The sequence below is a fragment of the Paenibacillus profundus genome (assembly GCF_021369635.1).
GTDB lineage: Bacteria > Bacillota > Bacilli > Paenibacillales > Paenibacillaceae > Paenibacillus_B > Paenibacillus_B profundus.
Genome location: NZ_JAJNBZ010000003.1, coordinates 313,007 through 326,686, shown reverse-complemented (window position 1 = coordinate 326,686; position 13,680 = coordinate 313,007). Strand labels below are relative to the sequence as shown.

Sequence of the window (13,680 nt, the reverse complement as noted above, 5' to 3'; positions counted from 1 at the left end):
GGCTATAGAAAGGAAGATAAGTATGGCCGAGAACAACCATTATGTTATTGTTGGCAGCGGAGTTGCCTCCGTAAATGCAGCCAAAGCAATCAGAGATCATGATGGCGAAGCGCAAATATCCATTTTTGGGGAGGAGTCGGCCCTTCCGTACAACAGGGTAAAGCTTTCGAAAGGCTTGTTTACAGATTTACACAGTGAAAAAGTATTGATCAAGAAAGAAAAATGGTTCCGCGAAAATAGAATTACAGTACATGACAGTACCCGGATCGCTTCCATTGATACGGAAAAAAAAGCGGTTATGACCGTTGACGGCCAGACGATTGCGTATCATAAACTTCTTCTGTGTACAGGAGCCACAAATCGCAAGCTGAGTCTGCAAGGCGCTTCTCTATCAAACGTGCATAACATTCGGGACAGGCGTGATGCGGACAAGTTCAAGAACGCCTTGCGGATTGGGGATCGGATCTGTGTCATCGGGGGCGGCATTCAAGGATTGGAAACCGCCTGGTCGCTTATCCAGTCCGGATATCCCGTCACTATTATTGAGGCTGGATCGCGGCTTATGCCCCGGCAGCTGGATGCCCAATCCTCGGCGATGTTGATGAAGAAAGCTGTTGAATTCGGAGCAGAGGTGAGACTTGGACAAGGTGTAAAACGCATTATTGGCACAAGCCGCGCAGAAGGTATAGAGCTTGAAGACGGCTCGACTCTTGCCTGTGAGCATGTCGTCTATTCAATCGGAGTGATTCCGAACATTGCGCTTGCCCGCGAGGCAGATCTGGAAGTCGGGACGGGCATTATCGTAAACGATCAAATGCAAACAAACAACATTCATATTTATGCCGCGGGGGACTGCGCCGAATTCCAGGGCAAGGTGGACGGTCTGTGGGGATGTGCCATAGAGCAGGGGAAAGTGGCCGGGGCCAATATGGCCAACCACAAAGCGGTTTACCAACGGCCGGTTCCAATGACCTTGTCCAACACTTTTAACACCCCCTTATTCTCCATCGGCCTGGTGGAAGAACAGCAATGCGACAACAGCATAACTGACTCGGCTCAAGAGCGCTATAAACGGATTTTTATGAAAAACAGCTCCCTTTGCGGAGCTATTGCATTCGAAAGCGTTGCCGCTTCCTTACCGTATAAAGCCGCTATTGAACAAAGCCTTAATCTCGATGGAATAGACTTTGAAATCTGCGACGTAGAGGAAGTAATGAACGAAGTCACGAGAAGATTGCAATGACAAGGAGAGAAAACTATGAAAAAATATATATGTCAGCCTTGCGGGTATATTTACGATCCGAGCATTGGTGACCCTGATGAAGATATTTTACCCGGTACAGCTTTTGAGGATCTTCCCGAGGATTGGGTTTGTCCGGTTTGCGGCGAAGACAAGAGCCAATTTGCGCCTATTGAAGGCTAACAGCAATGAAACGTTGTGCGGTCATGCTTTCGGACTGTACATGGAGCAGATAGAGTGAATGGAGTGGATACGATGACAGAAAATTCCTGCCAATACGCCGAGGAGCCATGCACCCGCAAAGTACCCATTTTCGCCTCTCTTTCTGATGAGGATTTGGCCAAAGTCAGCGCGATGATTAGACACAGAAAGTATGAGAAAGGCGAAGCGCTGATTCTGGAGGAACAACCTTCGGACACATTGTTCATTATTAAGCAAGGCCATGTCAAACTGCTGAAAATGACGCCTCAAGGAAAAGAGCAAATCTTGCATATCCTGTCCAATGGAGATTTTTTTGGCGAGTTGAATATCTTCAACAGTGATGAATTGAGTAATTTTAGCGCATATGCGCTGAAAAAAACCGACATTTGCATGTTTACCAAAGATGATATGGAGCATCTTGTCCGAAGCAACCCGGATATTTCGTTGAAGCTGCTCAAAACGGTTACGAAAAGATTGGCGCACACGGAAAACCTGGCCCAAAGCTTGGCTACAAAGGACCCTGAAATACGTATTGCCTATATGATCTTGGAACTCGGGAATAAATATGGAAAACCGGCGCAGGGAGCGCAGGGACGGATAAAGGTTGAACTCCCTCTTTCACGCGAAGAAATGGCCAACTATGTCGGAGTCACGCGGGAAACCATCAGCCGCAAATTCAGCAAGTTTGAACGACTGGGTATTATTGAAATCAAAGGCACACGGGAAATTACGATACGAAATATGCAAAAGCTAAACGAATATATAGATTAAGCTTTTTTCATCTGTCTACTTGACAGGGGTATGACCAAAAAGCCGCGCGTCTGCGGCTTTTTTTTTGTGCGCATTATGCACATTTGTGAAATCGTAATGACTTGTCAGCATATATGGTGTGGAATTTATTTCTAATCTAGCTACATAAGACTGTATTCCAGTGCTTAGCCTCATTCTCCCCTTTGTTCAGAAAAGGAGCTGCAACTCATCAAATCAATAATACCTTTTCATAAGAAATGAACGCTGTTAATCCAAGGGGTGGCTTATGGCCAAGACCTTTTAAAAATGTTTCTGATGAGAAGGGAGAGTGGAGCTAAGCGAACAAAAGAGAGAACCTGACGAGAAGGAAGAGCGATTCAAAAGGAATACCGAGCTATCCTTTCCAACCGCCCGCTATTTAAGGATTCGCAATGAGGTAACTGAACGTGTACAACAGCCAAATGTGAACGGGATAGAATACGTAGAACATGTACTTGGACCATGGGGCGTGATAGCCGCGGCTTCCGTCGTACAGCAATATCGGGATAATCGCGAAAATCATCATCCATTGGTAGTTGATCAGGAACAAATTCTCATATGTGAACATGGGATTCGGACTGCTGAACTCCAAACCAAGCGTAATGAACAGCATGGACAGGACATAAGCAAGGGCCATGTTGCCTTTATTCCCGCGGCAGAAATAGAAGACGAATGTCATCATGACGCCGAGAATGCTAGCTTCGGTAAAGGTTCCGCCGATGATTGCCAGAACGATATATAGCGTGCCTAGCGCTATGCGGCCCGTTGCCTTCGTCCATTCAATCGCCGTCAGCAGCAGGAGCGCCAAGAGAAGCGACAGGAAGATGTTGTTCATAATCGGAGAGCCGCCAGGCAGGGCATATTGCAGCAGTGTGCTGCCTGCTTTGGTGATAACAGCCCATATCGCCAGACGCAGCATGTATTTTTTGCGGTCACGCGTGTGGAAAAAGCCTTCCACGATGAAATAAAAAAAGATAGGCGCCACAATTCTTCCCAGCCAACCGAACCAGAGCGGCATACCGGGAATGAATTGCTTCAGATGGTCGAGGAGCATAAGCGCCATCCCCAAGAGCTTCAATTGAAATCCGTTCAAACGCATCAGAGGCTCCCCCTGTCAAAATCGATGTAACCGACTACATACAATAACCAGATATGTATGGGATAAAACAAGTAAAACATATACTTCGTTCGCTTCGAACTGCTCCCCCGGGATCCGTTATAAAGCAGAATCGGAACGACTGCGGCAATCATCATCCACTGCGGGTGCAGAATAAACAGTTCGTCGTACGTCCACTTGGTGGCCGCATCCGGCATAAGCGCGTATGGCCCCAGCGTTAGCAGTAGAGAAGAGATGACATAGCCAATAACGAGAGCGGCTGTTCGCCCACGGAATACATAAAAGACAAGCGTCATCGATACCGCAAGCCAGCTGAATTCTACAAAGAACACCATCACTATGCTAAGTAAGATGCTCAGCGTGGAGCCTGTCACATACTGGCGAGATTGACGCACCCAGTCGAGTGTCGTCATGAGCATGAGCGCCGCAAACATCGACAAAAAGATGTTGTTGGGGATGCTGCCGCCAGGCAGCAAAAGGACAAGCGCATCGCTTCCTGCGGCCATGATGATTGTAAAGATGAGCATGCGGAGCATGTACTTCTCCCGGCTCCGCGTGTAAACGAAGCCTTCAACGAGGAAAAAGAAAAAGATAGGCGCAGCGATTCGCCCGAGCCAGTGAAACCAATCGGGAGAGCCCGGAATGAAGGCGTGGATATGGTCCAGCAGCATAAGCGCCATCGCGAACAACTTGAGCTGATAAGCATTGAAACGCAAGAAGGCGAACCTCCTCCCAAGGAACAACGAATGTCCCGTCATCGTGACTAATCATAGCATAGGAGGACGGGACACCGTTAGCGAGAGAAGGAAGAGGTTTTTATTATTCCGGTACACATACTGCCCATCGGTTTTTTGCGGCACACATAGACGAAAGCGGGTGGCAGGTTCCACAGTACGAATTGAATATGCTCCATGGTAAAGCGCTCTTCTAATCGTTTGCGCATATGGAGCGTGTATTGGAAGGTGACGAAGAGGCCGTTCGGCTTTAACGACTGCTCCACGGTGTCGAGTATCGATTCTCGGACAGCGAAGGGAAACATGGCGAACGGTAGCCCGCTAATCACTGCATCCAATTGGCTTAATCCCTGCTGCTGCATTGTAGTATAGAGCAGAAGCGCGTCTTCGCCGATGAAGACATCTGGATACTGATAGGACAGTTTACGCCGCATATCTGTGTCTTTTTCGAATAGCAGCATTGCGGCATGCGCTTGCTTTTTTGCACGGATATGCTTGGTCACGACGCCTGTCCCAGAACCGAGTTCGGCTACAGCTTCAGCCAGAAGCCAATCGACAGGCTTGGTCATTTGCGAGGCCAATGCTTCTGAGCTGGGGAAGATGCTCCCGATCTGTTGAGGAGATCTTATGAATTTATAAAAAAAGAGAGCCTTATCCCACCATTCAAGCATGCTGGAACGGCGGCTTGCATCGACTGATTTCAAATGGATGTCCTCCTTTAGCCCGTACCGTTTAGTGTGTCGCGATGCGGGGAAGCTATTCTCCGGCATTCCCATCAAATTGTGGTTTTATTTGGTATACTATTGGTAACTTGTCTCAATGGAATGATGAACAGAAAGGGGAGTTGAAAAATGAATTTACAATTGCAAGGTAAAACAGCTATCATACTGGCTTCTTCTAAAGGCTTGGGATTAGCAGCAGCATCCGCATTGGCAGAGGAAGGAGCTCAAATTATGCTGGTGGGCCGGCATGAGGACACTGTAGCTGAAGCAGTCCGCAGCATAGAGGAACGAACGGGGACAAAACCATTCTCTACTGTTGCTGATATTACGAAAGCGCAAGATATCGAGAAGGTCGCGGCAGCAACGATTGAGCGTTACGGAACCGTAGATATTTTGGTAAACAACTGCGGCGGTCCGGCCCCGGGTACATTTGATGACATGGATGATGCGGCCTGGCAGCATGGATTTGAATTGACGTTGCTCAGCTACGTGCGCTCGATCCGCGCTGTTCTGCCCTACATGCGGCAACAGCAGTTCGGCCGGATTGTGAATATTACGTCATCCGCTCACAAACAACCGATCGAGAATTTGGTTATATCCTCTACGCTGCGTGTCGGTGTATTAGGTTTAGCGAAGACATTGGCTCCTGAGTTGGCGAAGGATAACATATTGATCAATACAGTCGGGCCGGGTCGATTCGCTACAGACCGCGTGCTTCAATTAGATGAATTGGCGGCGCGCGCGAAGCAGGTCAGCATGGAGCAAATCGTGGAAGAGGAGCGAGTTCGGATTCCGATCGGACGATACGGGGAGCCCGAGGAAATGGGCAGGCTGATCGCCTTCCTTGCCTCGCCGGCAAATAGCTATATGACAGGACAAGCTCTATTGGCGGATGGAGGAGCGGTGCGATCGCTATAGTACCGGTTATATCAGTTCGCACAAGCTTTCTCCAAGCGCAGCGGGCCTATTTTCTGTGTAATCGCTAGAAGGTTGGAATCATCCGTTCCGTTGACCGCTCTCATTTGTTCAGCATGGTATAATAAGAAAAACCAAAGAGAATGGAAGGATTGGAGCTATGAAATCACTCGTTCTTGCGGAAAAACCGTCCGTCGCCCGTGAAATTGCTCGGGTGCTAGGATGCCGTACGAATCATAAGCAATATTTTGAAGGACCGGAATATGTGGTCACTTGGGCACTCGGCCACCTCGTCGGCTTGGCCGAACCGGAAGATTATGATAAGAAATATCAGACTTGGCGCTTAGAGGACCTGCCAATGGTACCGGAGCGCATGAAATTGACGGTGCTGCGCGAATCGGCGCATCAATTCAAGGCCGTGCAGCATCTTAGCAAGCGTCAAGACTTGAAAGAGCTCATCATTGCTACCGATGCGGCGCGGGAGGGGGAACTGCTGGCGCGCTGGATTATGCAGATGGTGAAATGGAACAAGCCGTTTCGTCGGTTGTGGATTTCGTCGCAGACGGACAAAGCGATTCGCGAGGGCTTCCGTCAATTGAAGCCGGGCAGCCAGTTCGATCGGCTGTACGAATCGGCCCGCTGCCGTGCCGAGGCGGATTGGCTTATTGGCTTGAACGTTACGCGTGCCTTAACCTGCAAGTTCGAGACACCGTTGTCCGCTGGTCGGGTGCAGACGCCGTCGTTGGCGATGATTATGGATCGGGAACAGGAGATCCGCGAGTTTCGATCACAGGATTACGATACGATTTTCGCGGACTTCGGCGGCTTTGAGGCGGCCTGGCGCGGCAAGAATGGCGATGCGCGCGTATTTGATGAGCAAGCGGCTCAAGCCACGGTTGGCCGCTTGCAGGGCAAGCAGGCGGTTGTTGCCGAATTGAAGAAGGCGGCGAAGAGTGAACCGCATCCGCTCGCATATGATTTAACCGAGCTGCAGCGTGACGCGAACCGCCGCTACGGCTTCTCGGCCAAGCAGACCTCGAACGTGCTGCAGCGTCTGTACGAGCAGTATAAGCTCGTTACGTATCCGCGCACAGATAGCCGTTATTTATCGTCTGATATGACGAGCACGCTGCCGGAGCGGTTGGATGCTATGGCGGTTGGTCCTTATGCAGCACTGGTCAGACCGCTGCTGCGCTCGAAGCTGCCAGTGACGAAGCGGATCGTCGATGACAGCAAGGTGACGGATCATCATGCTATCATTCCGACCGATGAACCGTTGCGGCTAGCGGCGCTCTCATCGGACGAGCGGAAGCTGTACGATCTGATCGCGCGCCGCTTTATTTCGCTATTCCTCCCGCCGGTACGTTATGAGCAAATGACCATTGTCGTCGAAATGGGCGGTGAACGTCTGTATGCCAAGGGCCGGACGATGCTGGATTCCGGCTGGCGCAAAGCATATGAGGACGATTGGGACGACGCGTCTTCCGAGGGGGAGGACGGCGATGCGCGGTCTTCTTGGAAGGAAGAGCAGCAGCGTTTCCCAAGCTTGTCCCAGGGGGACCGCTTGAATGTCAAGCGCGTCTTCACCCGTCGTGACCGTACGAAGCCGCCTGCCCGATATACGGAAGCAACGCTGCTCACCCAGATGGAGAAGCATGGACTCGGCACGCCGGCGACACGCGCAGATATTATCGAGAAGCTGGTCTCGTCGGATACGATTGAGCGGCAGGGCTCATCGCTTCAACCGACCGGCAAGGGGACACAGCTGATTAACCTCGTATCCGAACAGCTGCGGTCACCGGAGTTGACGGCTGAATGGGAGCGGGAACTGGAACGAATTGCGCGCGGTGAAGCGCGCACGTCCGTATTCATGACGCATATCCGGCAGATGACAGAGCAATTGGTCAGTGAAGTGAAGACGAGTGCTGCCGAATACAAGCCGCACAATTTGACCAATCGCTTCTGTCCAGAGTGCGGTTCTCGCCTCATGGAACGCAAGGGCAAGCGCGGCACACGGCTCATCTGCTCGAGCAAATCATGCGAATACAAACGCTCCGAGGAGAAGAATCTATCCAATCGCCGCTGCCCGCAGTGCCATAAGAAGATGGAATTCAAGATCGGCAAGGCGGGGAAATTCGTCCAGTGTCTGCCGTGCAACATTACGGAGAAGCTGGAGGAAGGCGGAGGCAAGGTCCGCAAGCGGGAAGAACGGCAGTTAGTCAAGCAATACGAGAAGCAAGAGCCGATAGGCAACAACTTGGGCGAGCTGCTGAAGGCGGCGCTGTCGAAGCAGGACGACTAAGACCGGCAACATCTCAGCAAGCGCGATTATGTAGAGAAGGTCCAAGGGAGATGCTTACGGATGAACATCGTCATATTGGATGGATACGCGCTTAACCCGGGCGACTTGAACTGGGAAGTGGTGCGTTCCGCTGTAGCGGAGGCGGCGAACCTGCCGCTTTCGATTGTGGAATTGAGCACATATGAACGGACAGAGCCGGAACATATCGTAAGTCGTGTAGGAGAAGCGTCTATCATACTCACCAATAAGACGCCTTTGACGGGCGAGACGTTGCGGCAGCTGCCGCAATTGCGTTACATCGGAGTGCTGGCGACAGGCTATGATGTCGTCGATGTGGAAGCAGCAATTCAACAGGGCATTACCGTTACGAACGTGCCTTCATACGGAACGGATACCGTTGCCCAATACGTATTTGCCATGCTGCTGTCATGGTGCCACCGAGTAGAAGCTCATGATCAGGCCGTAAAACGGGGTGCATGGTCCCGACAACCAGATTTCAGCTTCTGGCTGACTCCGCAGACGGAACTGGCGGGGAAGACCTTCGGCATTATCGGGTATGGCCGCATCGGACAGAAGGTAGCGCAATTGGCGCATGCGTTCGGCATGCGGGTGCTGATTACCTCCCGCAGCCAGCGAAATGCGCTGAACGTTCCGCATGTTCAAGTTGTGACGCAGGACGAACTGCTGGCACAGTCCGATGTGGTCTCTCTTCATTGTCCGTTAAATGATGAGACGAAGGGTATGGTGAACAAGACGTTCTTGAATCGGATGAAGTCGACGGCAGTTCTGATAAATACCGCGCGGGGCGCGCTCGTTAATGAAGCTGAGTTAGCCGAAGCAGTCGAGCAATATGTAATTGAGGGCGCCCTGCTCGACGTGCTGTCCGAGGAACCGCCGCAGGAGCATCACCCGCTCATTGCTAAGCAAGAGCGGATTATCATTACGCCCCATATGGCATGGGCGTCCCAAGCAGCGAGACGCCGCTTGCTGGATATTGCTTCTGGCAATATTGCGGCTTATTTGAACGGCATGCCGCAGCACGTCGTCTCTCGCCACACGGACAGCAGACAGTAAGACTATACATCCATCATGAAGTCATCCACACCCCGTGGTGCGGATGTTAGAGCCGACGCTGGTTTTTAATCAGCGTCGGTTTTTTTGCCGTTTTTGTAAGTAAAGTGTATGCATTTTTACAGCTCAACGGCCATATATCGGAAGAAGGCAGAAACAGTGCACAAATGCAGTTAGAGCGAACAAAGGTCATTTTTCTCATTTGTAAGCGCCATTACAGCCGCTCCCTAAAATGGTAACAACATTGTATCTAAATTTTTGACAAAACTTCTTATCTTGTAACGTTTCTGTAATGCCAAAATGGTAGATTTATATTATAGTAATGTCGAACGAAGTCGCTAGAAGGAAGTGGATATGTAGAATGGTGGATAGAGGAAGGGTGACGGTCGGCAAACGTCGCCGGAGAAGTCGTAAGAAATTTATAGGACGTACGATTCTGTTTTTGTTATTTGTGGCAATCGGCATAGGCATATATGCCGCAGGGAAGAGCTTGCTAGGCACGGTATCGGCCTCTGGCAGCGATCTGATCGTGACGGAAGTAGCCACGTTCGCCTCGGCGGCGAAAGAGAAAGAGATACCGAAAGAGTTTAATGGCATGACTCGCAAAGTTGCCTATTTGACGTTCGATGACGGACCGAGTAAATACTCTAACGATATGATGGACTTATTGAAGCAACACGATATTAAAGCGACTTATTTCATGTTGGGCGATAATATGAACACTTATCCGGATGCCGTCAAGCGAATGGTAGAAGAGGGCCATTATCCTGGGCTACATAGCATGACGCACGACTTCAACAAGCTCTATAAAAGCGGCGGTTCAGGGAATTTCATCAAGGAGTTCCAGGAAGCGCAGGGTATCGTGGAGAATCTGACCGGATTCAAGCCGACGCTAATTCGGGCACCATACGGCAGCGCGCCGCAAATCGGCGAGTCGTTCCGCAAGGATATTGCGGATGCGGGCTTTAAGATGTGGGATTGGACGCTCGATTCGCTTGACTGGAAGTTTATCGGACAGCCGAACCGGATTCTCGAGCAGATCAAAGGAACGTTAACGGCAGATGTGGAAGTTATTCTTCTTCACGATCGTCAGCAGACATTGGAAGCTTTGCCTTCCATTATTGAATATATTCAGAGCAAGGGCTATGAATTTGAAGTGTATGACCCGAATGCGCATTTCGTATGCAATTTCCATCACGATAAGCGATTATAGCATCCGGACTGGGAGGTTAAGAGATTGGCAAGCTGGAAGAAATTTACCGCTATCGCGGCATTGTTGTCTGTAGTAGTAGGATTGACCGGATGCGGCGCTGCGCCGACGACGAAGATATTCGAAGCGTTCGAGAAGGCTTCTTCGGCAGAAGTGAACGTTACGGCCGCCTTGGAAACGTTGAAGACGTTGGAAGATAAGGACGAGAAGCAATATATCAATATTTTAGATCAAGGGAAAACAGACAATCGCAACGTGCAAACGTTGATTGATAATACGAACAAAGCGTTGGAAGAACGCAAACAGGCGATTGAGCAAGTGAAGGTTCACCTTGATGATGCGCGCAGCCAGATGGGAGAATTGGATAAGGCCATCGCTAAGCTGAAGGATGAAGAGTTGAAGAAGCAGGCGGAACAGGCATACACCGCTTATGTGAAGCGATATGACACGTTCAAGGCATTGCATGAGAAGTATGGTCAATGGCTGGAACGCGAGCAATTCATCTATGACGAATTGAAGTCGCAAAATACGAAGCTGAAGTCGATTACGACAGGGATTTCCGAACGGAATGAAGTATACCGGCAAGTGGAGGAATTAAAGACACAGTTCAATGACTATACGACCCAATTTAACACGTTGAAGTCCGATTTTTATAAGGGAGCTGGCCTCCAGGTGACCAAGACGGAAGGCAATCAGGACGATAACGCAGAGCAGCAAGAAGGATAGTATAACAGAATCAAGATAGAGTAAAAGAGGGCCCAAGCGCCCTCTTTTTTTATTGGGAAAATGTAGGTATGCAGTCCAACGGCAAGCGGGTTAACGCAACCTTGCTCTTTACAGATTTAAGTACGCAGATGCGATGGAAAAGTAAATCAAGACGCCGCAAATATCGGCAATGGACGTAATGAGCGGTGCGCTCGCTGTTGCAGGATCAAGCTTCAATTTGCTGAAAATGAACGGGAGCGACATCCCGATTAAGCTGCCGACCATAACAATAACTGCCATCGTTAGCGCAACGATAACGGCAATATCGATTCCGCCGCGGAACCACCCGATGCTTGCAACGGCCAACGCCATCGTGATGCCGAGGAAGAACGCGATCGATACTTCCTTCGTGAACAGCTTGAACCAATCTCTTAGCTTAATGTCCCCCACAGCCATGGACCGGATCATGAGCGTGGATGCTTGAGAACCCGCATTACCGCCACTGTCTATGAGCAGAGGCAGGAAGAAGACCAGGGCCACGTTCGTGGCAATTAAATCTTCAAAAGAGGCGATACCCGCTCCTGAGAATATATTCATGAAGACGAGAATAATGAGCCAAGGGATGCGTTTTTTGTAGAGTGTGTAAATACTTGCTGTTTTCAAGTTTTGCGCAAAGGACGTAACTGGCGCCATCTTATGAAAATCTTCCGTCGCTTCCTTCCGCACGACATCTAGAATATCATCGACATCGATGAGGCCGACCAGCTGCGACTGGTGCAGCACTGGAATCGACACCAGATCTTTTTCCTCAAATATTTTAGCGACCGCTTCCTGATCGACGTCGGCTGTAACCGACACCACTTGCTTAATCATAATATCCTGAACACGAGTATGATCTTCGGCAGTTAATAATTCTCTTACGGAGATGACGCCTTTCAACAATCCTTTGTGGTCCGTAATATAAATATAATAAATATTCGTCATGTTTTTTCCATGCTTGCGGTAATAAGCAATGGCTTCTTCAACCGTAAATGTTTCATGAATGGCAAGGAACTGAGTTTTCATCAGCTTGCCAGCCGAATCCTCTTTGTAATTTCCAATGACAACAGGTGCTAATACCATAGTAATGGACCTCCTTCATGGTCCATCTCTTCGTTAGATGATAAGAGACGGACGTTCTCCAAATATAATTATGAATGTGCTGTTGTGCTTGCTATGCGGTTCGGGACTGGGGGAACCATCCATCTCTCATCACCTCCTGAAATAGAAAAAAACATCCGCAACGAAGAGGATGTTTGGTATACGCAGCAAATTTACATGCTAAAAAATATAGCAAATACAAGTGCCATTGCCCTCTATTCGTTGAGTTTTAGCACTATGTGGCATAGGAATGACGCACGCGACATCCAGCTACGTTAAAAACCACCTTAAGTCGATGGTTTCTGTTGACCCATTGGCGTCTCTCGACATTTTTGGGCAGCAGCATATCTCCACATAGGAGCCTCACCTAACGAGGAATATGAAATTATGTTCATGACTCTATATAGTTATAGCACCTTTTAACAATAAGTCAATGATTTCGGCACATTCATTTTTTTGGGTACACGCGGGTGCTTGTCCGAATACAGTATTTTAATCTTATGCAAACAGATATTCGTTGCAAAATTCATAGTTGCAACTTCACAGAATAGGGAGTAATGTTTACATAATAGAACATTAGTTCGCATTACGCAAATATCAACATTATGCTTTATAGAGAAAGGGAGAATTATATGGATCGACTGAAGACGGAAAATCAATGTGATAACGTGATCGAGATTGTACATGTGGGTGAGGAATGCGCCGAATTGCTGGCGGAGATCGGAGCAGCGACGTTTCGAGAAACGTTCGGGGAACTGTTCCAACCTGATACGCTCGCAAAATATGTGGAAGCGACGTTCGCCCCGGGGAAGCTGGCTGTGAGCTTGCAGAAGCCGCACAATCACTTCTATGTGGCCTATTGGGATGGGAAGCCTGCCGGCTACATGAAGCTGAAGGACGGTTCAGGCCATGAATCCGTCGATACGCCGCATCCGATGCAACTGCAAAAAATTTATGTGCAAGCTGATTTCCAGCGTCACGGTATCGGGCGTGAGCTTATGAACGTCTGCCTGGCACGAATGGAACAAGCTGTCCCTTCTGCCGTCTGGCTTGCTGTACTGGAAAGCAATGCGAAGGCGGTTCATTTTTACGAGTCATTCGGCTTCGCGACAGTAGGGTTGACAGAATACCGCTTTGAAGACGCATTGTTTCGTTATTTCGTCATGAGACGGGAAGCGGACGTGTAGGTGCATTGTGAAGATGGAATGTCAGGAATACGGGACCGGGAGCCTCTTGAGGCACGAGAAAAAAAGCCGACTCCTTCGAAGAAAGAGTCAGCTCCAGGTCTTGGCCACAAAGTCCGCAACGATGAGAAAGACGACGTAAGATACGACCGCGGAAGCGATATAAGTAATTCCGGCCTTCACACGCTGTTGGAAGAAACGAACTACACCGAGACTGAGAAGCGGGCATACGATAAGCAGGAAAAAAAGCACCGTTACGAACAATTGCGGGCTTATATTGCTAATGTCTACATACGTCATGGGTCATTCACCTCTTACAATCCGAATTAAAATAATACTTGAACCGGGGT

14 protein-coding genes and 1 riboswitch are annotated in these 13,680 nt (G+C 49.4%); of the genes, 9 read left to right on the top strand and 5 right to left on the bottom strand.

Translation table 11 applies throughout. The features are described from left to right. Positions 1 to 22: 22 nt before the first annotated feature. The 3 genes from LQV63_RS06730 (at position 23) to LQV63_RS06720 (ending at position 2,212) form a co-directional block, all read left to right on the top strand. On the top strand, positions 23 to 1,243 hold the full coding sequence (locus LQV63_RS06730; RefSeq protein ID WP_233696119.1) for an NAD(P)/FAD-dependent oxidoreductase: 1,221 nt from the start codon (positions 23 to 25) through the stop codon (positions 1,241 to 1,243). Positions 1,244 to 1,258: 15 nt separating this feature from the next. Next, a complete protein-coding gene (rd, locus tag LQV63_RS06725; RefSeq protein ID WP_019423513.1) occupies positions 1,259 to 1,423 on the top strand; it encodes a rubredoxin in 165 nt (54 codons plus the stop codon). A 72-nt stretch (positions 1,424 to 1,495) separates the two neighbouring features. After that, positions 1,496 to 2,212 (top strand): Crp/Fnr family transcriptional regulator, encoded by a 717-nt coding sequence (locus LQV63_RS06720; RefSeq protein ID WP_019423514.1) that lies wholly within the window; start codon positions 1,496 to 1,498, stop codon positions 2,210 to 2,212. Positions 2,213 to 2,609: 397 nt separating this feature from the next. Here the strand turns inward: LQV63_RS06720 and LQV63_RS06715 are convergent, their stop codons facing one another. The 3 genes from LQV63_RS06715 to LQV63_RS06705 all read right to left on the bottom strand — a co-directional run bounded on the left by LQV63_RS06715 (position 2,610) and on the right by LQV63_RS06705 (position 4,785). After that, positions 2,610 to 3,329: a TraX family protein gene (locus LQV63_RS06715; RefSeq protein ID WP_019423515.1), complete on the bottom strand. Its 720-nt coding sequence runs from the start codon at positions 3,327 to 3,329 to the stop codon at positions 2,610 to 2,612. Then, entirely contained in the window at positions 3,329 to 4,063 is a 735-nt protein-coding gene (locus LQV63_RS06710) for a TraX family protein (RefSeq protein WP_233696118.1), read from the bottom strand. The genes LQV63_RS06715 and LQV63_RS06710 overlap by 1 nt, the downstream gene beginning before the upstream one ends. A 77-nt stretch (positions 4,064 to 4,140) precedes the next feature. After that, positions 4,141 to 4,785, bottom strand: a complete 645-nt coding sequence (locus LQV63_RS06705) for a class I SAM-dependent methyltransferase (protein ID WP_233696117.1) — start codon at positions 4,783 to 4,785, stop codon at positions 4,141 to 4,143. Between the two features lie 147 nt (positions 4,786 to 4,932). Between LQV63_RS06705 and LQV63_RS06700 the strand changes: the two genes are divergently transcribed. The 5 genes from LQV63_RS06700 (at position 4,933) to LQV63_RS06680 (ending at position 11,027) form a co-directional block, all read left to right on the top strand. Continuing rightward, entirely contained in the window at positions 4,933 to 5,721 is a 789-nt protein-coding gene (locus LQV63_RS06700; RefSeq protein ID WP_233696116.1) for an SDR family oxidoreductase, read from the top strand. A 157-nt stretch (positions 5,722 to 5,878) separates the two neighbouring features. Continuing rightward, positions 5,879 to 8,020, top strand: a complete 2,142-nt coding sequence (locus LQV63_RS06695) for a DNA topoisomerase III (protein WP_233696115.1) — start codon at positions 5,879 to 5,881, stop codon at positions 8,018 to 8,020. Between the two features lie 60 nt (positions 8,021 to 8,080). Further along, positions 8,081 to 9,094, top strand: coding sequence for a D-2-hydroxyacid dehydrogenase (locus tag LQV63_RS06690; protein ID WP_233696114.1), 1,014 nt, complete (start codon positions 8,081 to 8,083; stop codon positions 9,092 to 9,094). A gap of 358 nt (positions 9,095 to 9,452) precedes the next feature. Continuing rightward, the gene (locus LQV63_RS06685) at positions 9,453 to 10,304 is read left to right on the top strand and encodes a polysaccharide deacetylase family protein (RefSeq protein WP_233696113.1); all 852 of its coding nucleotides are present in this window, start codon (positions 9,453 to 9,455) and stop codon (positions 10,302 to 10,304) included. Between the two features lie 24 nt (positions 10,305 to 10,328). After that, the gene (locus LQV63_RS06680) at positions 10,329 to 11,027 is read left to right on the top strand and encodes a YkyA family protein (RefSeq protein ID WP_233696112.1); all 699 of its coding nucleotides are present in this window, start codon (positions 10,329 to 10,331) and stop codon (positions 11,025 to 11,027) included. A gap of 108 nt (positions 11,028 to 11,135) precedes the next feature. On the opposite strand, the gene mgtE is transcribed toward LQV63_RS06680, so the two are convergent. Next, complete coding sequence (gene mgtE, locus LQV63_RS06675) at positions 11,136 to 12,128, bottom strand: magnesium transporter (RefSeq protein WP_233696111.1); 993 nt, start codon at positions 12,126 to 12,128, stop codon at positions 11,136 to 11,138. Positions 12,129 to 12,352: 224 nt separating this feature from the next. Continuing rightward, a riboswitch (M-box (ykoK) riboswitch) is annotated at positions 12,353 to 12,528 on the bottom strand. Between the two features lie 250 nt (positions 12,529 to 12,778). Here mgtE and LQV63_RS06670 point away from each other — a divergent pair. Further along, on the top strand, positions 12,779 to 13,333 hold the full coding sequence (locus LQV63_RS06670; protein WP_019423524.1) for a GNAT family N-acetyltransferase: 555 nt from the start codon (positions 12,779 to 12,781) through the stop codon (positions 13,331 to 13,333). An 87-nt stretch (positions 13,334 to 13,420) separates the two neighbouring features. Here LQV63_RS06670 and LQV63_RS06665 read toward each other — a convergent pair whose 3' ends face one another. Continuing rightward, positions 13,421 to 13,630, bottom strand: a complete 210-nt coding sequence (locus LQV63_RS06665; RefSeq protein ID WP_019423525.1) for a hypothetical protein — start codon at positions 13,628 to 13,630, stop codon at positions 13,421 to 13,423. Between the last annotated feature and the right edge of the window lie 50 nt (positions 13,631 to 13,680).

Excerpts from the sequence above, each read along its gene's own strand:
- LQV63_RS06730 (WP_233696119.1), top strand. The coding sequence starts at position 23 with ATGGCCGAGAACAACCATTATGTTATTGTTGGCAGCGGAGTTGCCTCC.
- rd (WP_019423513.1), top strand. The coding sequence starts at position 1,259 with ATGAAAAAATATATATGTCAGCCTTGCGGGTATATTTACGATCCGAGC.
- LQV63_RS06720 (WP_019423514.1), top strand. The coding sequence starts at position 1,496 with ATGACAGAAAATTCCTGCCAATACGCCGAGGAGCCATGCACCCGCAAA.
- LQV63_RS06715 (WP_019423515.1), bottom strand. The coding sequence starts at position 3,329 with ATGCGTTTGAACGGATTTCAATTGAAGCTCTTGGGGATGGCGCTTATG.
- LQV63_RS06700 (WP_233696116.1), top strand. The coding sequence starts at position 4,933 with ATGAATTTACAATTGCAAGGTAAAACAGCTATCATACTGGCTTCTTCT.
- LQV63_RS06695 (WP_233696115.1), top strand. The coding sequence starts at position 5,879 with ATGAAATCACTCGTTCTTGCGGAAAAACCGTCCGTCGCCCGTGAAATT.
- LQV63_RS06690 (WP_233696114.1), top strand. The coding sequence starts at position 8,081 with ATGAACATCGTCATATTGGATGGATACGCGCTTAACCCGGGCGACTTG.
- LQV63_RS06685 (WP_233696113.1), top strand. The coding sequence starts at position 9,453 with ATGGTGGATAGAGGAAGGGTGACGGTCGGCAAACGTCGCCGGAGAAGT.
- mgtE (WP_233696111.1), bottom strand. The coding sequence starts at position 12,128 with ATGGTATTAGCACCTGTTGTCATTGGAAATTACAAAGAGGATTCGGCT.
- LQV63_RS06670 (WP_019423524.1), top strand. The coding sequence starts at position 12,779 with ATGGATCGACTGAAGACGGAAAATCAATGTGATAACGTGATCGAGATT.
- LQV63_RS06665 (WP_019423525.1), bottom strand. The coding sequence starts at position 13,630 with ATGACGTATGTAGACATTAGCAATATAAGCCCGCAATTGTTCGTAACG.